Origin of the sequence: Stenotrophomonas sp. CFBP 13724, from assembly GCF_014841975.1 — a bacterium.
GTDB lineage: Bacteria > Pseudomonadota > Gammaproteobacteria > Xanthomonadales > Xanthomonadaceae > Stenotrophomonas > Stenotrophomonas lacuserhaii.
The window spans coordinates 22,897-42,635 of record NZ_JACYUW010000004.1; the positions used below are offsets into that span (position 1 = coordinate 22,897).

At 65.4% G+C, this 19,739-nt stretch carries 18 protein-coding genes and 1 pseudogene; all 19 read left to right on the forward strand.

Annotation, left to right across the window (positions count from 1 at the left end; genetic code table 11):
• Positions 1-10: 10 nt before the first annotated feature.
• The 19 genes and pseudogenes from sctS (at position 11) to IFT63_RS15325 (ending at position 19,739) form a co-directional block, all read left to right on the forward strand.
• Positions 11-268, forward strand: coding sequence for a type III secretion system export apparatus subunit SctS (sctS, locus tag IFT63_RS15235; RefSeq protein WP_042612024.1), 258 nt, complete (start codon positions 11-13; stop codon positions 266-268).
• A 5-nt stretch (positions 269-273) separates the two neighbouring features.
• Entirely contained in the window at positions 274-1,068 is a 795-nt protein-coding gene (sctT, locus tag IFT63_RS15240; RefSeq protein ID WP_052811731.1) for a type III secretion system export apparatus subunit SctT, read from the forward strand.
• On the forward strand, positions 1,065-2,147 hold the full coding sequence (locus IFT63_RS15245; protein ID WP_042612023.1) for an EscU/YscU/HrcU family type III secretion system export apparatus switch protein: 1,083 nt from the start codon (positions 1,065-1,067) through the stop codon (positions 2,145-2,147). The genes sctT and IFT63_RS15245 overlap by 4 nt, the downstream gene beginning before the upstream one ends.
• A 64-nt stretch (positions 2,148-2,211) precedes the next feature.
• Positions 2,212-2,712 carry a SycD/LcrH family type III secretion system chaperone gene (locus IFT63_RS15250; RefSeq protein ID WP_192084980.1) on the forward strand — a complete coding sequence of 167 codons (501 nt, stop codon included), beginning with the start codon at positions 2,212-2,214 and terminating at the stop codon, positions 2,710-2,712.
• Positions 2,713-2,893: 181 nt separating this feature from the next.
• A complete protein-coding gene (gene sctE, locus IFT63_RS15255) occupies positions 2,894-4,585 on the forward strand; it encodes a type III secretion system translocon subunit SctE (protein ID WP_042612021.1) in 1,692 nt (563 codons plus the stop codon).
• 38 nt (positions 4,586-4,623) lie between these two features.
• Positions 4,624-5,940, forward strand: a complete 1,317-nt coding sequence (locus tag IFT63_RS15260; protein ID WP_192084981.1) for a hypothetical protein — start codon at positions 4,624-4,626, stop codon at positions 5,938-5,940.
• Between the two features lie 66 nt (positions 5,941-6,006).
• Positions 6,007-7,050 (forward strand): hypothetical protein, encoded by a 1,044-nt coding sequence (locus IFT63_RS15265; protein ID WP_152620513.1) that lies wholly within the window; start codon positions 6,007-6,009, stop codon positions 7,048-7,050.
• Between the two features lie 12 nt (positions 7,051-7,062).
• On the forward strand, positions 7,063-8,967 hold the full coding sequence (locus tag IFT63_RS15270; RefSeq protein ID WP_152620512.1) for a hypothetical protein: 1,905 nt from the start codon (positions 7,063-7,065) through the stop codon (positions 8,965-8,967).
• Positions 8,964-9,197: a phosphopantetheine-binding protein gene (locus tag IFT63_RS15275; protein WP_192084982.1), complete on the forward strand. Its 234-nt coding sequence runs from the start codon at positions 8,964-8,966 to the stop codon at positions 9,195-9,197. Before IFT63_RS15270 ends, IFT63_RS15275 begins: the two co-directional genes overlap by 4 nt.
• 212 nt (positions 9,198-9,409) lie before the next feature.
• Positions 9,410-9,784: pseudogene (locus tag IFT63_RS17610) on the forward strand (lytic transglycosylase domain-containing protein); the annotation flags it as partial.
• Positions 9,785-9,870: 86 nt separating this feature from the next.
• Positions 9,871-11,055, forward strand: coding sequence for a PrgH/EprH family type III secretion apparatus protein (locus IFT63_RS15285; protein ID WP_192084983.1), 1,185 nt, complete (start codon positions 9,871-9,873; stop codon positions 11,053-11,055).
• 28 nt (positions 11,056-11,083) lie between these two features.
• On the forward strand, positions 11,084-11,392 hold the full coding sequence (locus IFT63_RS15290) for an EscF/YscF/HrpA family type III secretion system needle major subunit (RefSeq protein ID WP_197974427.1): 309 nt from the start codon (positions 11,084-11,086) through the stop codon (positions 11,390-11,392).
• 51 nt (positions 11,393-11,443) lie between these two features.
• Positions 11,444-11,734: a hypothetical protein gene (locus tag IFT63_RS15295; protein ID WP_042612015.1), complete on the forward strand. Its 291-nt coding sequence runs from the start codon at positions 11,444-11,446 to the stop codon at positions 11,732-11,734.
• Between the two features lie 18 nt (positions 11,735-11,752).
• A complete protein-coding gene (sctJ, locus tag IFT63_RS15300) occupies positions 11,753-12,526 on the forward strand; it encodes a type III secretion inner membrane ring lipoprotein SctJ (protein ID WP_192084984.1) in 774 nt (257 codons plus the stop codon).
• On the forward strand, positions 12,519-13,061 hold the full coding sequence (locus IFT63_RS15305; RefSeq protein ID WP_192084985.1) for a hypothetical protein: 543 nt from the start codon (positions 12,519-12,521) through the stop codon (positions 13,059-13,061). The genes sctJ and IFT63_RS15305 overlap by 8 nt, the downstream gene beginning before the upstream one ends.
• Entirely contained in the window at positions 13,042-13,752 is a 711-nt protein-coding gene (locus tag IFT63_RS15310) for a hypothetical protein (protein WP_042612012.1), read from the forward strand. Before IFT63_RS15305 ends, IFT63_RS15310 begins: the two co-directional genes overlap by 20 nt.
• Complete coding sequence (locus tag IFT63_RS15315) at positions 13,749-14,027, forward strand: hypothetical protein (RefSeq protein WP_192084986.1); 279 nt, start codon at positions 13,749-13,751, stop codon at positions 14,025-14,027. Before IFT63_RS15310 ends, IFT63_RS15315 begins: the two co-directional genes overlap by 4 nt.
• A 76-nt stretch (positions 14,028-14,103) precedes the next feature.
• Positions 14,104-15,888: an autotransporter assembly complex family protein gene (locus IFT63_RS15320; RefSeq protein WP_192084987.1), complete on the forward strand. Its 1,785-nt coding sequence runs from the start codon at positions 14,104-14,106 to the stop codon at positions 15,886-15,888.
• Entirely contained in the window at positions 15,885-19,739 is a 3,855-nt protein-coding gene (locus tag IFT63_RS15325; protein ID WP_192084988.1) for a translocation/assembly module TamB domain-containing protein, read from the forward strand. Before IFT63_RS15320 ends, IFT63_RS15325 begins: the two co-directional genes overlap by 4 nt.

Sequence of the window (19,739 nt, forward strand, 5' to 3'; positions counted from 1 at the left end):
GCAGCCACGGATGAACGAACTGATCACCATCGGTAACAAGACGCTGATGCTGGTGCTGCTGCTGTCGGCCGGGCCGGTCGCCGTGGCGACCGTGGTCGGGCTGCTCATCGGCCTGTTCCAGACCGTCACCCAGCTGCAGGAGCAGACCCTCCCCTTCGGTGCGAAGATGCTGGCGGTCGTGTTGACCGTGCTGGTCCTGCTGGGCTGGATGTCGCGCATGTTGATCGACTTCGGCATCCTGGTCTTCACCCGCGCGCTGGGCGTATAGCGCAGATGGGCCTCACCGCACTGAACACTGTGCTGATCGAATCGCTCGGTGAGTACGCAGTGCCTGCCACGCTTGGCATGGCCCGATTGCTGGCCTGCTTTGCCTGGCTGCCTTACCTCTCCAGCGGCGCGATTCATTCGCGCATGATGCGCGTCGTGCTGTCCCTGGTGGTGCTGATCGGGCTGTGGCCGGTTACCGAAACCGTGGAACGGCCAGCGGACATGACGGCGCTGGCGATGGCGGCGTTGCGCGAGGCCGTGGCCGGCACCGTCCTGGGGCTGATGCTCGCCTTGCCCTACCACGTCTTCCACGCGCTCGGCTCGATGATCGATACCCAGCGCGGCGCAGGCGTCGGCGCGATGCTTGATCCGCTTACGGGCGTGGAAGCGACGGAAATGGCCAACCTGCTTCAGATGATGAGTGCGGTCGTATTCCTCGTGGCCGGTGGGCTGGTGCCGCTGCTGGAAGCCATCCAGGGCAGCTACGCACTGCTGCCGATGGGCACGGGATTCCTGCCGGAGTCGTCCAGTATCCACAGCTTCGTGGATATCGTGCTTTCCTCGGCGATACGCATGGCGGCCCCGGTGCTGCTGCTGTTGCTGCTGGTGGAAATCCTGCTGGGCGTGGTGTCCCGGTTCGCCCAGCAGCTCAACGCGTTCTCGGTGTCGCTGGCGGTGAAATCGGTCCTGGCATTCGCGGCGATGGTCGTCTACCTGATGCTGGCCATGACCGAACAAGTGCCTGCGCTGTGGCGGCAGTATCCGGTGCTGCGCGCCCTCCTTCCCGGAGTGGGCGGATGAGTTCCGGCGCCAGCGAGAAAACCGAGAAACCGACCCCTCAGCGCCTGAAGAAGGAATCCCGGAAGGGGAAGTCGTTCAACAGCCGCGACCTGGTGGCCGCTGCCGTTCTGTGGGCGGGGCTGCCGGCGATCGTACTGCTGGGCTCGCTGATGCCGGTAGCGCATCTGTACATGGATATTGTGCGCGGTGGCTTCTCCATCACCCCCGCGGCGGCAGCGCTGGGCGCGCTGAAGGCGCTTCTGCTGGCGCTGGCCCCGGTGTTCCTGGCGTGTGTGGCCAGCGTAGTGCTGTGTTCGCTGTGGATGAGCGGGGGAATGATCGCGAGCGAGGCGATCCGCTTCGATCTGAACAAGCTGAACCCGATCAACGGGTTCAAGAACCTGTTCTCCGTGCGCGTGGTGAAGGACCTGCTGCGTACCGTGCTCTACATCGTGTGCTGCGCGTTGTTCGCGTGGTGGGCCATCGCGCTGTGGGGCCCGCAGCTGTTCAGTCAGATCCACGCCACCGACGCGCAGCTCGCTGCGCTATGGCAGCACGTGGCGTTGAGGTTCGCCCTGGGCTTGTTGGTGGCCTTGGCGCCGGTCTATCTGTTTACCGCCTGGCTGGACCACGTGCTCTTCATCCGCGAAATGAAGATGGAAAAGCATGAAGTCAAGCGCGAGCACAAGGAAAACGAAATAAAGCCGGAAGTAAAACAGCGTCGCCAACAGATCAGCGACGAGCTCTCCGCGCAGGTCCAGGCGGACACCCGCGGTTCAACGGTGGTGCTGGCCAACCCGACCCATATCGCGGTCGGCATCTTCCTGATGGACGATGACATGCCGATGCCCTTCGTTTCGGTACGCGAGCGCGGCGCGCGCGCGCGCAAGGTCATTGCGCTGGCCGAAGCCCACGGCGTGCCGGTGGTGCGCGACATCAAGCTGGCGCGGGCCATCTATTCCAGTACGCGGCGCTACCGCTTCGTCAACGATCGCAACATTGATGCGGTCATGGCCGTCGTGCGCTGGCTGCGCGACGTGGAACGCGCCGGCAAGCCGCCGGAGGACGGTGATGCAACGCCTGCCGAGCCCCCGCACTGACTCCTTCAACCAACCCACAACTGGAGCACCACATGACTATCGATGACGATCCGACCCGCCCCCCGTGACCGCCGACGACCATGGAGAGGTAGCCCGGTTGATCCTGGAGGGGCTGCGGGAAGGCGCTACCCTGTCCGACCTCAAAGGCGTCAGCCGGGATACCCTGGAAGGGGTGTATGCGGTCGCACATCGCTACTACCAGAACGGCCAGCTGGAGGAAGCCGAGGCCTTCTTCCGCTTCCTGTGCCTGTACGACTTCTACAATGCGGACTATGCATTGGGCATGGGCGCGGTGCTGCACCTCAAGCGCGAGTATGAGAAAGCCATCGGCATGTACGCCGTCGCCCAGGCACTGGACGTGACCGACGACCGCGCAATGTTCCATGTCGGCCAGTGCCATCTTGCGCTGGGTCGGCTGCGCAAGGCGCGCGAATGCTTCGAGGCGGTTGCCGGCAGGGCGGCCGGAAGCGAGCTGGGCAGTCGGGCCGAGGCCTATCTGCAGGCGGTCAAAGGCCAGCCGGATGGAGCGCCTGAAGCCGGGGCGACCCCGCGGCAGGAAGGCTGAGCCGTCCTCTGTCATCCATCACGCATCGGCCGCGGCTGCATGGGGCGAACCCGGTGGGCAAGGACGGAAACTGAAAGTTGCCCTGCCAGGTGCTCGCGATACTGGCCGCACTGACATCCGCTGCCGCGCTTCTGCGGCGCCGACCCGCCCCACCAGGGCCCAACCGCACAAGGATTCTCCCATGAGCGATCTGCTCCTTGCCATGCCGGCTCATCGCACACCGCTGGTGTTGCGCACGACCGGCCATGAAAGCACCCTCCGCGCCGCTCAGGGGTTCGGCGTCCCGATCACCGAGGCACAACTGGCCAGGATCGAGGCGGACCTGTTCGCTGCATTTGAATCCGCCTCGCCGCAGGCCGATGGCCAAACGTTCAAGCCCAATGACCCGATGGCCCTGCGCCAACCGGACATGGCGCGCGTGCATCGTGCCGTGGGCGATGGTGCCCAGCGGCTGAGCCCCGAGGCGACGATGACCCTGCTGATGAGCACGCTGCAGGCCACCCTGGGCGACGCCAGCCTGCAATCGCTGCGGCAGCGGCTGGACATGCATCGCGTCCAGTTGAGCGCGCGTGTGGCGCACGGCGGCGCGCTGGCGGCCAGACTGCAGGCTGCGCTGGACGCGGCCGTGGCCGCCCAGGGCCTCGCCGATGCGGCGGCCGCCGAAGTGGGGGCGCAGGAAGGCGCTTTGAACGCGGCCAAGGAAGAAGTCCTGCGGCTGCGCGCCGAGCTGGAGGCGCTGGACCCGGATGATCCCGCCCATGCGGCCAAACAGGCCGAGCTGGGCTTGGCACAGGCTGCGCTGCAGCGGACCCAGAGCCGCCTGGAGGCCGCCGGGCGCGATCTCATCGAGGCCGCCAGCGCGCTGGACCAGGCACTGGGCGACCTGGACGCAGAGCAGGCCAAGGCGGACGCATTCAATGCCGGACAGCCACTGGGCGTGGACCCGGGACGGCAGAAGAAGCTGGACCCCACCAGCACCTTGCAGCTGATCATGGGAATGCTCAGCAGATTGATGTCCGAGATGACCGATTCGGGGATGAAGGCGACGGCCGAGTTCACGATGACGTGGATCGAAATGCGCCGTGAGATAGAGCTGGAGAAGATCCGCAAGCACGAGGAAGAGGTGCAGCGGGCGCGCGATGCAGAGAAGAAAACCGGATGCGCCGGCAAGATCTTCGGCTGGATCGGTGCGGCGGTGGGTGCGATCGCCAGCATCGGCGCCATCGTGGTCGGCGCGCTGCATGGCAACGTCGCGCTGGTCGCCGCTGGGGTGATGGGCATGATGCTCACCGTGGACAGCATCGTAGGGATGACCACCGGATTCTCGGTCGTCGGCAAGACCATCGAAGGCCTCGGCAACGTGATCTCCAAGGCGCTGATCGCCTTTGGGGTGCCCGAAGACGTAGCCAAACAGATTGGTGCGATCACCGCCACCGTCGTGGTGATCGTGGCCATCGTGGCGGTGATGCTGGTGACCGGCAACATTGCCGCGGCAGGGCGCACGGCGGCCGGCGCCGTGGTTGCGGCGAAGGCGGCGGCCGATTCCGGTTTGACGGCGGCGCGCCTGGTTGAGCAGGGCAGCCGGATCCTGCAGTTCGTCGCGCAGGCCGCCGGTGCCATCGGACAGATCACCCAGAACGCCGGGCAGCTGGTGGTGGCCGGCATCATGCTGGAGGCCACCAAGCTGCTCGCGCAGATCCAGGAAAGCCTGTTCGGCAATGAAGTACTGCTGGACATGCTGCGCAAGCTCGGCGAGGCCGTCGCGCTGCAACACCGTACGGCGCTGGACCTGCTGGTGCGGATGACAGAGGTCGCCGACGACCGCGCTGAAACCGCCACGAGCATCGTTGCCCATATCCGCAGCCGCGCCTGAGTCTCTCGGCGGCGCTTCAACAGACAGGAATCACTCCAATGACTATCAGCATTTCTCCTACCGCACCCAGCACGCTGCTGCGATCCCTGCAGGAACTGCCCAGCGCGCATGCTCCCGCTGACCTGGATCAGGCGCAGGCACAGCGTGCCGCAGAGCGGCTCAGCCAATCGCTGGGCAAAGGTGCGCAGGGCAGGCGCCTGCGCGTTTCGCCCGAACTGACCGCGCCCGGCGCCACCGCGCTGGATGCGGCGCAGCTTTCCGCGCTGTTGCCGCAGATGGCAGGTCAACACCCGGCGATGGTGCCTGGCGCCACCGCAGAGGCCTTCGTGACGCTGCACCGGATGGCAGCAGCGCTGGCAGCCGCGGGCGGCGCGGCGCAACGGACCGACGCCGCCGCGATGCGCGCGGTGATGGCACAGGCGCAGGCCCTGGTCGGGCTGGCGAGCGCGCAGGACGAGCGGGCCCAACCCATGGCGGCGCAGCATTCGGCGCCTGCGGGTACGGCGAAGGTCGGACCTGCAACGCTGGAATTCGTCAACGACGTCCTGGCCGATGCGCCGGGCCTGCGTGAGGTGTTGGACGACGCACACACCGTGCCGCCGGAACAGCTGCCACTGCGGATGGAGCTCGATACCCGGATGGCCTACGTGCTGCTGCTGGTCGAGATACTGATGCAGATGAATGTCGGCCAGCGCCAACAGGCCGTGGCCATGGTCCAGTTGGCCGCGCAATCGGTGCAGGCGATGGGCCAAAGCATGGTGAAAAGTGCCAAGGCCACGCAGACCGCGAAAATCGTCGTGCTGGCGGTGGGTGCGGCGGTGGCGGGTGGCGGCGTCGCGATGGGTGGCGTGGCGGCGGCCAAGGGCGTGGCCAGCCTGCGCGCCAACAAGGTGGGCGCCCAGAACAACGAGATCAAGGCCGACCAGCACAATGTAACGCTGGCGGAGAACTTGAACACGGCGCCGGCCGGTTCGTCAGCGACGCCGGCGCAATTGGCTGCCCTGCGCCAGGAATCGCAGGGTCTGCAGGAAATCGCCTCGGGCCAGAGCACGGCTCACGCCATCGATACCACCAAGCTGGGCGTGATGACCAATGCCAGCCATGCGGTCGTCCAGACCAGCAACGGCGCCGGCGCGGTCGCCGGCTCGCCGCTGGATCTGGAATCGACCGGGCATTCGGTGGATGCCGAAAAGGATCGCGTCAACAAGGATATCGAGTTGGACGTCGGCGGCCGCACCCAGCAGGAAGTGAGCAAGACCAGCGAGGCCGAACGCGCGCTGTTCAGCGCTTACGGAAATCGCGGCCAGGACAACAAACAGACGGCCGATCACATGGTCGGCAACATGAAGCACTGACACTGCCGCCTGCTCCCCTGATCACAAGCGCCGCCCTGCGTGGCGCCCTTCTGCAAGGAAATCATCATGATCGAAACTTCGACACCCGCGGTGTATCCGCCTGTCATGCGCTTGCCGGCCCTCGGCACCGTGGGCAAGCAGACCCCCATAGAGACGGATAACGAGGATCTGCCTGCGTTGCGGTCCCATGCCGCCGGCTCGGCGCTCCTGCAGCACCTGCGACAGCGCGCGGCGGGCACGCTGCCGGGCGCTGTGGCCGATCAGCAGGCGCTGTATCTGCACGCACTGCGCAAGGATGAAATGTGGCTGGCAAACCAACAGGCCAGCATACTGCAGGCCCTCGTCAGCACGGCGCTGCCGGACGCTGCCGACGCCGGTGATCCCGACGCCGCGCGGATCGTCGCGCAGGTGCGCGACCTTGCTTCGGGCCTGCTGGGCGACACACTGCAGGAAGATGCAGCGATAGGCGAATCCAACCGCGAGTTCTTCGAAAGGATCGCCGCGCTGCTGGGACAGCTGGATACGGAGTGGGTGAAGAAGTTCGGCGATGCGCTCTCCGAGTATGTCGCGATCTTTGCCAGGATCAACAAGGCCATGCTCCTGTTGTCTGCCGACGGCGCACTGGGGAAGCCGGACAAAGACGGCAACGTCGAGGTGGACTTTGACGCTCTGGTCCAGGCGCTGGCGGAGATCGAGAACGCGCTGGCCAGCAAGGGCCTCGGCCCGGTATTCAAAACCGAAGACGAAGCCAAGGCATTCCTGCAAGAGCTGGGCGGCCTTAATGGACTGACGGTCCTCACGCTGAAAACCTGGCACTTGGGCCCCCCTCCGTGGGTCGAGACAACCTACCAGGTGGGTGTGAATCCCGCTCTGGTGACATCCCTCAGGGAAGTCTTCGAAGGGAAAACCAAGCTGTCGGCAACCGAACTCAGCACGCTGATGTCCAGCAAGGAAAGCGCGCTGGAAGCGTTCAATCAGCTCAATCGCGCGTTCCCGGAAAAGTACCAGCAGCTGCTGCGCCTGTGGGACACCCTGCAGAAGGTGCTCAGCAGCAGTATCGAGACGATGAACGAGGGCAACATGGCGGCCATCAGAAACATTGGCGGATGACAGGAGAAGAACATGCCAACAGCTCAGTTAGCACCGGCGACGTCAGCGCGCTTTCAATCCTTGCACATGGAGCCATCGGCGAAAACCAAGGCCTTCGTACCGGAAAATGTAGGTAACTGTCCGAGCCCGCCAAGGTGGCCAAGCAATACCTCGCTCAGCAGCATCAGCAGCAGCGGGAGTGGTCGCCTCGACCCGGATGGTGACGACATCAACCGGGCGGCCTACCGCGCGCCGCTCGCACGTTCCAACCCGCTGGACAACGCACCACGTCCTGCAGGTCCCTGTGCCGCCCACGTGCTGGCAGTGGGCACATCGCTGGCGCCGCTGCTCAACGAGTGGGGCGGTCTGGATGCACGCGTGGCGGATGCCCGTACCATCGCAGGCGGCACGCTGCAGGTCAGCCATCTCTATGACCCGGAGCAGGTACGTACTGCGTTGTCGCCACGTGAGACGCATACCCGCGCGGTGCTGGGTGACCTGAAGACGTCGGCCGACATCATCAGGGCCGTACTGGACAGCGAGCGCAGCGCGGGCGGCCGGGCGATCATCGATGCCTGTCGTCTGTTGTCCATGCCGGAAGTGCGCGAGCATGCGCAGGTGGTAGCAGCCCTGGAGGAGGCGCTTCGTTGCTACATCAAGCGAGCGGAAGGTGACTACTCCGGTAACTACAAGGCATTCGGTCACCGCTCGCACGAGGAATGCAAGGCGCTGGAGGCCTGCATCAAGGACAGTATCGCCAAGATCGGGCCGCAGCAGGTGCGTGATCGCCTGCTCAAGGACATGGCCCCGGCGATCCTGGACACGATGGCCCGCAAGAATCCGGGCGTCTGCGCGGGTGAACTGCGTGGCAGGCTGGCCGAGCTGCTGAACGTGCAGGGATTCTCGGCATACAAGGGCCTACTGGACTCCGCTACCGGCCAGGAGCTTCTGCACGTTGCCGAACTGCTGCCCAACTTGATCGAATCGGCGGAAAAGCCCGCCCGTCCACCGGCCAACGAGCGCGATGCCGCTCCGCCCACAGCCGTGCGGCCCACGGCAGACCCGATAGCCGATGTGGCGCGCATTCTCAAGGCACTGCAGGGCGTGCTGCCGCCTATCCATATCGGCAACATCGGCAACAACAACGGCAACAACAACGGCTTCCGCGGCAAGAACTTCGGAAACGCGAAGATCGAGTGGCCGACGATGCCATTGCGATCCGAGCCCGCCTTCGAACGGCTGGCATCCCGCGAGGAACAGCCCGTTGAACGCCCGGTCGTGCACACTGAACAACGCGCGATCGTCCGTGTCCCCGTGGCTGACAGAGTAGACGAGGACAGGCACGTCGAGCAGGCCACTGCCCAGCAGGCCTTTTCACCGCCACCGCCACCGCCGCCTGGAAATCCCAACCCGCCAGCGGTTCGAGACCACATGCCGCGCCTTCCGGAGGGGCTGAACAGGGAGATGTTCAACCGGCTGCTCGAAGAGGTACGGCAACGCCGTGACGTGGAAGGATTCGGACTGCGGAGAACCCTCGCACCCGCAGCGAGATTTGTACAGGACCTCTCCGCACAAATCGACTTTGATGATTACCGAAAGGGCAATGTCCCGATCACGCAGTACACCCGCACGAACACCGAGCACCTCGCTGCGATCAATCCATACATGAAGGCACCGATCAGGCCCGGCGCTACAGTGGACTCGACCTTCCTGGCCTTCGGCGAAAGCACGCGCAACAACGTTGCGGGAGCCGTGCCGCTGGCCGTTGCGCCAGCAGCGGAAGAGGCTGGTCAGGCATCGTCTGGTGCAGGCACCGCTACGACGCTCGGTCGGGTCAAGGTGCAATGGGACGTGAAGGCCCTACGCAAGCACTTTGGGGAACCCGGGTTGCCCGAGCCCGCGCCCATCCCTGAGCGCAGCGCGAGTACGTCGCAGTGAATCTGAATCAGCTCATCTCCCTGGTCATTCCTGCCTCCATCGCCCGGAGCATCGCCCCGAGCGACCGGCTTCATGAAGACCTTGGCATGGATTCGCTGGAAGTGGCTGATCTGCTGGTATGCATCGAAAGCCAACTCGGCGTGGTCATCACCGCGCCGATGCTGGCGCAGATCAAGACAGTGGCCGATCTTGAATCGGCTATTGCACTGGCCACATGCGGCGTGGAATGAGGCCATTGCTGGCGCTGGGCGTAATGCTCGGCGCCAGCACGGTTACACAGGCACACAGCTTCCACGCAGGACTGTCCGCCGACGGCAGGTTGATCGTTTCCGCAGCGCCCGCTGCGGGGCTGCACCGCTTCGATCCCCATGCGCCGTCGCCACCGCATCGCCCGGTATCGGCACCGCGCCTTGAAAGCACGGTCAGCGAATTGATTGATCGCGCTGCGATGGAGAGCGGCGTCGCCCCCAGTCTGCTGCGGGCGGTGGTGCAGCAGGAGTCCGCGTTCAATCCAGCGGCCGTCTCGCGTGCCGGGGCTGCCGGCCTGATGCAGCTGATGCCAGGCACCGCGCGGCGTTTCGGCGTGCAGGATCGATTTGATCCCGCTCAGAACCTGCGCGGAGGGGCAGCCTACCTGGCGTGGCTGCTGCGCCACTTCAACCACGACATCGATCTGGCATTGGCCGCTTACAACGCGGGCGAGGGCAGTGTGCGTCGCCATGGCAACCAGATTCCACCCTTTGCCGAAACGCAAGCGTATGTGCGGTCTGTCAGGCGTTACGAGGCGCAGTGGCTCAGGAAACTCCGCGCCGAATAATTGCAGTTCTTCTGATATCGATCTGCTGCAACCGCGCAGAGAATAGCCGTCAGCCAACCACGGCACGTCATTGTCTGTTGAATCCCATGTCGTATGTTCTGAAAATCCTGGCCGGGACGTTGCACGGCGTCGAGTACGCCGTAGCAGAGGGTGAAACGGTGTTCCACGTGGGCCCGCAGGACGATCTGGCCAATGGCCGCGCCGAGCAGCTGCTGGGTGACAGCGAGGCGGCGTATTTCATACCGGCGGACCTGCCTTCGGCCGCCTTCGCCATAAGATGTACTGCGGACGACCCCGGCCTTCAACTGGGCGAGCGTTCGAACGATCAGACGCCCTGGGCCTGGCGGCCGATGACGCTGCAGCGCCCGCTGCAGGCCGGTGGCATCCATTTCGCCGTTCGCGAAGCTTCTGCGGAGTGGTCGGCCGATGTACAGACCTTCGCAGCACCTGCATTGCCGGTTGAATATCCGGTCGATCCAGCGAACGCCCGTCCGGTGCCCATGCGGCGGCGTGGCGCGCTGCTGTTGGGTATCACGGTACTGCTGGCGGTAGCCACGACGGCGGCATGGTTCTACTGGCAGCATCAACCTGAAGCACGCGTGCGCGGACTGGCCGCCGTGTTGGCGTCTGCTCCCGTGGACTATGCGATCGCCGCGGGCCACGACGGCCGTCTCTATGCTTTCAGTGACAGCCCCGCCGCGCGTGCCTGGGGTGAGCGTGCCAGTCGCCGTGCGCAGCGCCGCAATGATGTGCACCTGCTGCGTCGCCAGGAGGCGCTGCGGTTGGAGCAGGTCCTTGTCAGCTCCGGCGTGGAGCTGGTGGTGGTCCGCCTGGATGACCCGGCGCGACCGGAGGTGGTGCTCAGTGGCCAAATGACAACCGCCCGCAGCGCACAGGTCGCCACGCTGCTTGCCGCCCAGGCGCCGTATGTGGTGCAGCCGCAGGTATCGACCATCAGCGACCAGGCACTGCTGGCGCTGGCCCGTCAGGAACTGGCGGTACTGGGTATCAGCACGCGAACGGAGCCCCGCGGTCAACGGGTCAGCGTGGTCAACGACGTGTTCCTCGACGATGCCGGGCTGAACGCGATGGCGGGTGCCGCGCGGATGTTCCATCAACGCTGGGGCACGCGCCGCATAAGCGTTGCGCCGCAGCTGTGGGACGACCTGCTGCAGGGGCGGTCCTATCGCTATTCCCCAGGCCAGCTGCTGTCGGTTGGCAGCGGGCGCTGGGACTACGCCGGCGCCGCTAATCGTCATGCCGCGCCTTGATTACACGCTGTCACAACGGAGATAAACGATGAGCGACATGAACAAGCCCGTGGTACCCAGTTACGGATGGGGCGATCCACCGGAGGCGGGCGGTGATGCCAGCAGGTGGGACGGCTGGATGAGTAATCACTCCCGATCCTTCAACAAAGGCGTCAATGACCTGAAGGCCCTTCTCGATAAGGCATTCAACGCTTTGGCCGCCAAGCCCAGCAGCCCCGAACTGCTTGCCGAATACCAGAGCGCGCTTTCCGAATACAACATGTACCGGATGCTGCAGTCCAATTCGACCAAAAGCCTGACCGACCAGAGCAAGTCCGTCATTCGCAACCTGGCCTGAGTTCATCGGCCCCTGCACCGCAGGGGCCGACTTTCGCCGCAAGGATTTTCCATGATCAGCATTGCCCCCCTTTCCGCCGCCGGACTCGGCGTCAAACCGGTCGACGGTGTGCCCGTTCCGCTTTCAGATCATTTCAATACCGCACTGGCCGAAGCTTACGTGTGGGCCGGGCAGGAACGTGCCGGCATTCTCGCAGCGGCCAACAACCCCGCCGTGGCCAGCGACCCTGACAGCATCTACGCACTGCAACTGCGCCAAGAGGCGTACATCAAGACGATCTCGTTCGGCGCGGCGGTTACCAGCCATATGACCAAGGCCGCTGAAACGCTGCTGAAGAGTTGAACGATGAGTTGCTTTCTCATGCGTCGTGTGACGGCGGTTGCCCTTTGCCTGCTGCTGGCGGGTTGTGCACGATCCGAACTGCTGCAATCGCTGGACGAGCGCCAGGCGAACGAGGTGATGGCTGCGCTGCTGCACCATAATATTCCCGCTGAGAAACGCCCGCAGGGCAAGGCCGGCTTCGTGGTCCGTGTGAGTGCGGCAGACCTGGCCGAGGCCATCGATCTGGTGCAGTTGAAGGGCCTGCCTTCCACCCCCCGGATGCAGATTGCCACGCTGTTCCCTGCCGATACGATGGTCAGCACGCCATTGGCCGAACGGGCGCGTCTATTGTCGGCGATCGAGCAGCGGCTGGAAGAGTCGTTGACCACCCTGCTCGGCGTGAAGAGCGCACGCGTACATGTGAGCTACGACGCCGGGCCCACCGAGGGCAGCCTGCAGCAGCGCAAGCCACCGGCCATGCACGTGGCGGCCGTATTGGCACATGCACGCGATATCGACCAGGCGGTTCTGCTGGTCACCGCGAAGCGGTTCCTACGCAACGCTTTCGTCGATGTCGCATATGACAACGTATCGGTCGTGCTGACGCCCGCAGCCGAGCCGCGCAGCCTGGCGGTAACCCCGGCCGAGGAAACGACCCCGACCTGGATGCTGCTGGCCGTGGCGTTGTTGCTGCTGGCACTGATCGTGGTGGCGGCGGCTTGGTTGCTGCGGCGGGGCGACCCGCGTGCTGTCGGCATGCGTGACCGCATCCTGCGCAGGGGCAGGGCAGCGGACGGCCCCTCCCATGCATGACCGGCTGGGCATCCTGCACGATCCGATCAGCTACTACCGGCCCTGGTTGGCGCTGGAGCTGCCCCGCGTGGCGGCCCAGCGCAGTGCCTTGAACCGATGGATCTGCCAGACCCACGGGCTGCCCTCGCCGCCTTCCCGCACTGCCTCCGGCCCGTTGGCGGACAGGATGATCCGAGCCTGGCGGCGGGTACCGGCAACGGCGTGGTTGCTCGCCTGCGCCCGCCACCGCAGGCATGTGCTGGGGGCACGCTGGCTGCCCAGCCAGCCGCCGGCCCTGCATGCTTTCCTGCGTCTGGGATGGCCGGAGACATCCGCCTGTTGGCCTGCTCCGCCTACGCCTGAGCTGTTGCTGGCCTGGGGGGGGGGGCAGCTGCAGCACGGCCTGCGCGCGCACCTGCCGGACTGGCTGCACGCCCGGCTCGCGCTGTGGTTCGCCGGCCTGCCGGTTGTGCCGGCAGCGGTCCTGGACGCTCCGCCCCCTTTTGACATGACCTGTTTCCTGAGTGCCTGGAACCATGCTGCAGACCTATCCTGAAAGCCTGCTGGCGCGCGCCGTCGACGATGTCATACAGGCATCCAGCGTCCAGCAGGGCATCGATCTCGCCCGCGTGCAGGCATTTGCTCGACGGCAGATAGCCAAGGAACGTGAACAGGCCCTGCTGGATGCGCGTGAACTGCGTGCGACCGCTGCGTTCGAGGGCTACCGCGACGGCGTGCTGTACGCGCTGGGTGCCTTGCAGAACGTCATTGACGGCATGCAGCAGCAGCAGGTAGTGCTGGCAGCAGCGGTGCGCGATGAAGTGCAGGCCGCCCTGCTGTCGATGAATGCTGCACCGGATGTCGTGGTGGAGCCCATCTGCACCGCGTTCGCCCATCGCATGGCGCAGGCCGGTGCCGACACGCAGGCGGTGCTGCACGTGCCCCGTGAGCAGGAGGCCTTGTTGCAGGCCTTGCGAGACCACCCACGCCTGCAGGCGCTTGATGTCCGCCCGGCTGATCGCGAACGCCCGCTGCTTGAATTGGGCCCGCTGGCATGGGAGCTGGACCTGCAGGGCAGCCTGCTGGAGGACGTGGAACTCGCCTTGGCCCGGGCGTTGCCCGGCGTGCAGGACCGCCTCAACGCGCTCGCCAGCCAGTACAGCAGCGGCGTGCTGGATGCACTGGACTCCGCCGCACAGGTACGCGGCTTCGCTCGACTCGGTGACACACAAATGGAGACGCAATGAATCCCATAGACCCGTACGCAACATCAATGGCCGTCGGCCCCCATGAAACAGGCGGCGCAATCGGCTTGGCCGATCGTGTGCTCGCCCAGCGCAGGATGGCTGTCCCCACCGAGCCCACTATCAAGTCCACGCAGGACAATCTGGTGCCGCTGCCGGAGCCGGTGAACCTGATGGATCAGCTGGTCAGTGACTGGGCCATGCTGATCTTCAAGCAAATGCTGGCTTTCGGTGAGGTAGAAGAAACCGGCAATCCTCCCCTCACCATCGACATCTGACCGCCAGGCCCGGGCAGGGCGCGGCGAAGTCGTTCTCTTCATTCCCGATGCCGCCGCCCCCGGCTATGCTGTGGGGATGCCGCCCATGAAATCGACCCTGCCGTTGGCCTGCCTGGCCCTGTTCTCCATCGCTTCAGCGCATGCGCGAGGCACTATCGAAAAAGTGGATATCCGTGGGTTGGACAAGGGCGACGACGCCGAGATCATCGAAAACATCCAGGTCTCGCTGACGCTTTTCGACACGATCGGCAAAGTGCAGGGAGAATCCCGGCTGGAGTATCTGCTGTCACAGGCCGAACGACAGACCCGCGAGGCGCTGGAGCCGTTCGGTTTCTACAACCCGACCATCACCGTCGAGGCGCCCCGTACGGGCGAGACCCTGCGCGTGGTGATCGATGTGAAAAAGGGCGAGCCGGTACGGGTCCGCGAGGACCACATCGAGATCACCGGCCCGGCCATGTACGACCGTTACCTGCAGGATGATCTGGAGGCGTTCAGGCCGCGCAAGGGTGACGCTTTTGAACATACGTTGTACGAAGCGAGCAAGATCACCGTGACCCGGCGACTGGCCGAGCGCGGCTATTTCGATGCCGATTACACCCAGCACCAGGTACAGGTCACCCGCGCGGAAAATGCGGCGGATATCGACCTCGCCTGGGACAGTGGGCGCCGTTACAACATGGGCCCGATCACCTTCAAGCAGAATTACTTCGTCGACAAGCTGTTCGATCCGCTGGTGTATTGGGAAGAGGGCAGCTATTTCCACGAGGGCAAGCTGGACCGGCTGCGCGAATCGCTGACCAAGCTGGATTACTTCAGCACCATCGACATCCAGCCCAAGCCGGAAGAAGCCGACGAGAACGGCAATGTGCCGGTGGACGTCAACCTGACCCGTGCCAAGCGCAGCATCTACACCACCGGCCTGAGCTATGGCAGCGAGAGCGGCGCCGGTGTGCGTGGCGGCCTGGAGCGGCGCTGGCTCAACAGCCGCGGGCACAAGATGAACACGCAGCTGGACTATGCCCAGAAGCGTAAGAGTCTTACTACAAGCTATCGGATCCCGGCCTTCCGCTGGCTCGACGGCTGGTATACGTTCGCCGCCAGCGCCTACGACGAACAGACCGATTACATCGACCTGCGCAACCTGAAACTGATCGCCAGCCGCAGCGGGCAGATCAACGAATTCTGGACGGCCACCGCATCGATCAACGCGCTGCGCGAGCGATGGGGTTATGCATCGGGAACCGAGTTCACCGATGCGGTCTACCAGTACTCCACCCTGGTCTATCCGCAGATCGCGGCGGACTACGTCAACGTCGATGACCGCCTGTTCCCGCGCAGTGGCATCAGCGGCAGCGCGACGATGCGCGGTGGCGTGGAAGGCGCCGGCTCGGACACCAGCTTCGTGCAGGCCAACATGGTGCTGCGCTGGTACGTGCCACTGGGACAGACCAATCGCCTGATCCTGCGCGGTGAAGGCGGCACCACCTGGACCAGTGACCTGGTCGCGATGCCGCCCAGCCTGCGCTACTTCGCCGGCGGTGACCGCAGCATCCGCGGCTACGCCTGGCGTGAAGTGGGGCCGCGAACGCCTGAACCGGACAAGTTCGCCCTCGGTGCCAAGCACCTGGTGGTGGGCTCGGCCGAATACGAGCATTACTTCAATGATGGGCCGTGGGGCGCGGCGGTGTTCGTCGATACCGGCAGCGCCTTCGACAACACCATCGACCTGCACACCGGTGTGGGTTTCGGCGTGCGCTGGAAGTCGCCGGTCGGCCCGGTACGCGTGGACATCGCCCATGGCCTGAACGATCCGGACTCACAGTTCCAGATCTACCTGAACATCGGAGCTGACCTGTGAGCACGCCGCCCCCGACCCCGCCGAACGCACCCAACGCGCAGGCCCCCGTGCCACGCCGGCGCTTCTACCGCCGTCGTCGTTTCTGGGCGTGGTCCGGCGTGGGCGTGCTTGGCCTGGTGCTGGTTGGCCTGCTGGCGCTGTACTGGTTGCTGCAGACCGTCGCCGGCCGCGATGTGCTGCTGGCCCAGGTGATCGCGCGCCTGCCGGCCGGTGCCAGTTTCACCTGGGACAAGGCCGAAGGTCCGGTGGCCGGACCGCTCACCCTGCACAACGTCGATTTCCGTTACAACGACATCCACTTCCACGCCGATCGCGCACACCTGGAGCCGGACCTGCGTCCGCTGCTGGGCCGCAAGCTGATGCTGGACCGGCTGGAACTGGACAATGCCACGCTGAACCTGGCCAAGAGCGAAGAGCCCTTCGAGCTGCCGTCATGGCCGGACTCGCTGCCGCAGATCGAGATGCCCCTGGCCATCCAGGCCGACTTCATCCAGGTCAATGGGCTGCGCGTCACCACCGGCGGCGAGCCGACCATCGACATCGCGCGCATCGGCGGTGGACTGGAAATCGCCAACGGCGAGTTCAAGGCCAACCAGTTGCTGGTGGACAGCGACATGGGCAATGTCCGCATCAACGGCCATTACATTCCGTCCGATGATTACGACACGGACCTGAGCGCTACCGCCATCCTGCCCGCGCCGCGTGGCCGCACGCCGGCCAGCCTGGGCCTGGTGGCACGCGGCAACCTGGGGCATATGGAAGTGGCCGTGGCCGGTCGTGCACCCAAGCCGCTGCGCGCGATGCTGGTGTTCGACGGCCGCACCGATCCCACCTGGAAGGCCAGCGTAAGCACCGATGCGCTGGACGTGCGATTGCTGACCCCGGCGCTGAGCGCCTCCACGCTGGAGCCGCTGACGCTGGACTTCACCGCGTCCGGCAAGGGGGGCAGTGCCGATCTGAAGGGTACCGCCCAGCTTGGCGAACAGAAGATCGAGCTGGCCCCGTCCAAGGTGCAGCTGGAAGACCAGGTGCTGAATGTATCGCCGCTGGTGGTGAAGGCGTTCGGTGGGCAGGTGCGGTTGAAGGGCAGTGCCGACTTCCGGGAGCAGGGCAACCAGAAACTCAATTTTTCCATCGTCGCCAATGACCTGACGTATACCCCGGCTGCTGATCCCAACACCGCCGGCAGTGTCGCGGTGCCGGTGATGTTGCGCGAAGCCCGCATGGGACTGGCCGGTACGCTGCAGGCGTGGGCGGCGATCGGCACCGCCGACATCGAGCGCGATGGCCAGAAGGCGGCGTTGGATTTCGATGTGCGCGGCAATGAGAACGCGGCGCGCATCGAGCAGCTGCAGGCGCGCACGCCCGGCGGCACGCTCGACGTGGAAGGCAACGTGGCCTGGGCGCCGCAGCTGCAATGGGATGCCAAGGCGACACTCGACGCGTTCGATCCGGGCTACTTCATGCCGGGCTGGGACGGCCGCTTGTCGGGCCATCTTGCCAGCACCGGCCGCCAGCTGCCGGTGCCGGCGAATGCACCGCCGGGGACCGCCGGCGTTATCGAAGCAACGGTCGATCTGCCCTCCTTGAAGGGCAGGTTGCGCCAGCGTGCGGTGGATGCGCAGGGCAGATTCGCGGTGCAGGGCGAGCAGGGCGAAGGCCAGCTGAAGTTGGCCGTCGGTGCGAGCCGGGTCACGGCATCGGGCAAGGTCGGCGACCGGCTGGACATCGACGCGCGCTTTGCACCGCTGCAGCTCAGTGACCTGCTGCCGGGTGCCGATGGCGGCCTGCAGGGCACGGTGCAGATCAAGGGGCGGCGCGACGCGCCGGACATCACCGCCGACGTGGTGGGCAGCAACCTGCGTTGGGACGATTACGCGGCCGAAGCGATCAGCCTGAAGGGTCGCCTGCCATGGAGCGGCGACAGTGGCACGCTGGCGCTGCAGGGCCGCAACGTCAACGCCGGGATGCTGCTGGATAGCGTGAACGTGGATGCGCAGGGCAGCGTCAGCAACCTGCGGCTGGCCGCGCAGGCACGCAATGACATGGGCGCGCTGGACCTGCAGGGCAGCGTGCGCCAGCAGGGTCAACAGTGGCGTGGCAAGCTTGAATCGCTGCGGCTGGCACCGCAGAAGGGCGATCCCTGGGTGCTGCGTGGCGCATCGGATTTCGCGGTCAACGGCAGCAACTACAGCCTGACGGAAACCTGCCTGGCCCCGGCCACCGGCGGTGCGCTGTGCGTGCATGCCAACTGGCCGCGCGAAGGGCTGGTGGTGCGCGGCGACGCATTGCCGCTGACCCTGGTGCAGCCGTGGTTGCCGCCGACCTCCGGGCGTCGCATCTTCCTGCGTGGCGAGGTGACGATGGACGCGCAGATCCGTCCGCGTGGCAACGCCTGGGAAGGCAACGTGGAGGTACGTTCGGCCGAAGGTGGTGTGCGCCTGGGCGACAACGCCCGCGGCGAACTGCTGAAGTACGACCAGTTCTCGATCAAGCTGGACATGACGCCTGCGCGTATCGACGGCTTCCTCGGCATGGGCTTCCAGGGCAACGGCTTCGTCAATGCCAAGGTGCAGACCGGCTGGGATGCCAGTGCGCCCTTGAACGGTGAGCTGTACCTCAACATGGCGCGGTTGTACTGGCTGGAGCTGTTCTCGCCGGACATCGTGCGGCCCACCGGCCTGATCGAAGGCCACGTGAGCCTGCGCGGAACCCGCAGCCAGCCGCTGCTGGGCGGTGAGGCCACGCTGAGTGACTTCAAGGGCGAATTCCCGGCTCTGGGCCTGACGTTCGAACAGGGCAAGGGCAACTTCACCGCACAACCGGATGGCTCGGCGAAGATCACCGCGCAGGCCAACTCCGGCAAGGGCACGCTGTATGTAGACGGCGGGCTGTCGTGGTTCGGCGATGCGCAGCCGCTGCAGCTGCATATCCATGGCGAGAACGTGCTGCTGTCCAACACCAGCGAACTGCGCGTGGTGGCCAATCCGAACCTGGACTTCACCCTGGCCGGCACGACGATGCAGCTGAAGGGCGAAGTGCTGGTGCCGGAAGCGGACATCGACCTGGAACGCCTTGACCGCGGCACCTCGGTCTCCTCGGATGTGGTGGTGCTGGATCCGGTCGATCCGGAAGAGACGGTCAGCTCACCCCTGGACATGGACCTGACCGTGAGCCTTGGCGACAACGTCAAGATGGCCGGCTTCGGCCTGAAGGGTGCACTGACCGGCAAGATGCAGGTGTGGGCCAAGCCGGGCCGCGAAATGACCGCCAATGGCGGGCTGGAGGTGAGTGGTCGCTACAAGGCCTATGGCCAGGACCTGACCATCACCCGCGGCCAGCTGACCTGGAACTACAACCCGGTGTCCGATCCACGCATCAACCTGCGCGCGGAACGGCGCATCGGCGATGTGACCGCCGGCATCGATGTCACCGGCCGTGCGATGCAGCCGCGTGCGCAGGTGTGGTCGGACCCGTCCATGTCGCAATCCGAGGCGCTCGGTTATCTGGTGCTCGGTCGCAGCCTGACCGGTGCCACCAGCGACCAGACCCAGCAGGTCAACGCCGCATCGGCGGCCTTGTCGGCGGGCAGCGGCCTGCTGGCCTCGCAGCTGGGCGCGAAACTGGGCCTGGACGATGCAGGCGTCAGCCAGTCACGCGCGCTCGGCGGTTCGGTGCTGGGCGTAGGCAAGTTCATTTCGCCGAAGTTGTACGTGGGCTACGGCGTTTCGCTGGTCGGTAGTGGTTCGGTGCTCACATTGAAGTACCTGCTCAGCCGCGGCTTCGATATCGAAGTGGAATCGAGCACGGTGGAGAACCGCGGTTCATTGAACTGGCGCCGCGAAAAATAG

Excerpts from the sequence above, each read along its gene's own strand:
- sctS (WP_042612024.1), top strand. The coding sequence starts at position 11 with ATGAACGAACTGATCACCATCGGTAACAAGACGCTGATGCTGGTGCTG.
- sctT (WP_052811731.1), top strand. The coding sequence starts at position 274 with ATGGGCCTCACCGCACTGAACACTGTGCTGATCGAATCGCTCGGTGAG.
- IFT63_RS15245 (WP_042612023.1), top strand. The coding sequence starts at position 1,065 with ATGAGTTCCGGCGCCAGCGAGAAAACCGAGAAACCGACCCCTCAGCGC.
- sctE (WP_042612021.1), top strand. The coding sequence starts at position 2,894 with ATGAGCGATCTGCTCCTTGCCATGCCGGCTCATCGCACACCGCTGGTG.
- IFT63_RS15260 (WP_192084981.1), top strand. The coding sequence starts at position 4,624 with ATGACTATCAGCATTTCTCCTACCGCACCCAGCACGCTGCTGCGATCC.
- IFT63_RS15265 (WP_152620513.1), top strand. The coding sequence starts at position 6,007 with ATGATCGAAACTTCGACACCCGCGGTGTATCCGCCTGTCATGCGCTTG.
- IFT63_RS15270 (WP_152620512.1), top strand. The coding sequence starts at position 7,063 with ATGCCAACAGCTCAGTTAGCACCGGCGACGTCAGCGCGCTTTCAATCC.
- IFT63_RS15285 (WP_192084983.1), top strand. The coding sequence starts at position 9,871 with ATGTCGTATGTTCTGAAAATCCTGGCCGGGACGTTGCACGGCGTCGAG.
- IFT63_RS15290 (WP_197974427.1), top strand. The coding sequence starts at position 11,084 with ATGAGCGACATGAACAAGCCCGTGGTACCCAGTTACGGATGGGGCGAT.
- IFT63_RS15295 (WP_042612015.1), top strand. The coding sequence starts at position 11,444 with ATGATCAGCATTGCCCCCCTTTCCGCCGCCGGACTCGGCGTCAAACCG.
- sctJ (WP_192084984.1), top strand. The coding sequence starts at position 11,753 with ATGCGTCGTGTGACGGCGGTTGCCCTTTGCCTGCTGCTGGCGGGTTGT.
- IFT63_RS15305 (WP_192084985.1), top strand. The coding sequence starts at position 12,519 with ATGCATGACCGGCTGGGCATCCTGCACGATCCGATCAGCTACTACCGG.
- IFT63_RS15310 (WP_042612012.1), top strand. The coding sequence starts at position 13,042 with ATGCTGCAGACCTATCCTGAAAGCCTGCTGGCGCGCGCCGTCGACGAT.
- IFT63_RS15315 (WP_192084986.1), top strand. The coding sequence starts at position 13,749 with ATGAATCCCATAGACCCGTACGCAACATCAATGGCCGTCGGCCCCCAT.
- IFT63_RS15320 (WP_192084987.1), top strand. The coding sequence starts at position 14,104 with ATGCCGCCCATGAAATCGACCCTGCCGTTGGCCTGCCTGGCCCTGTTC.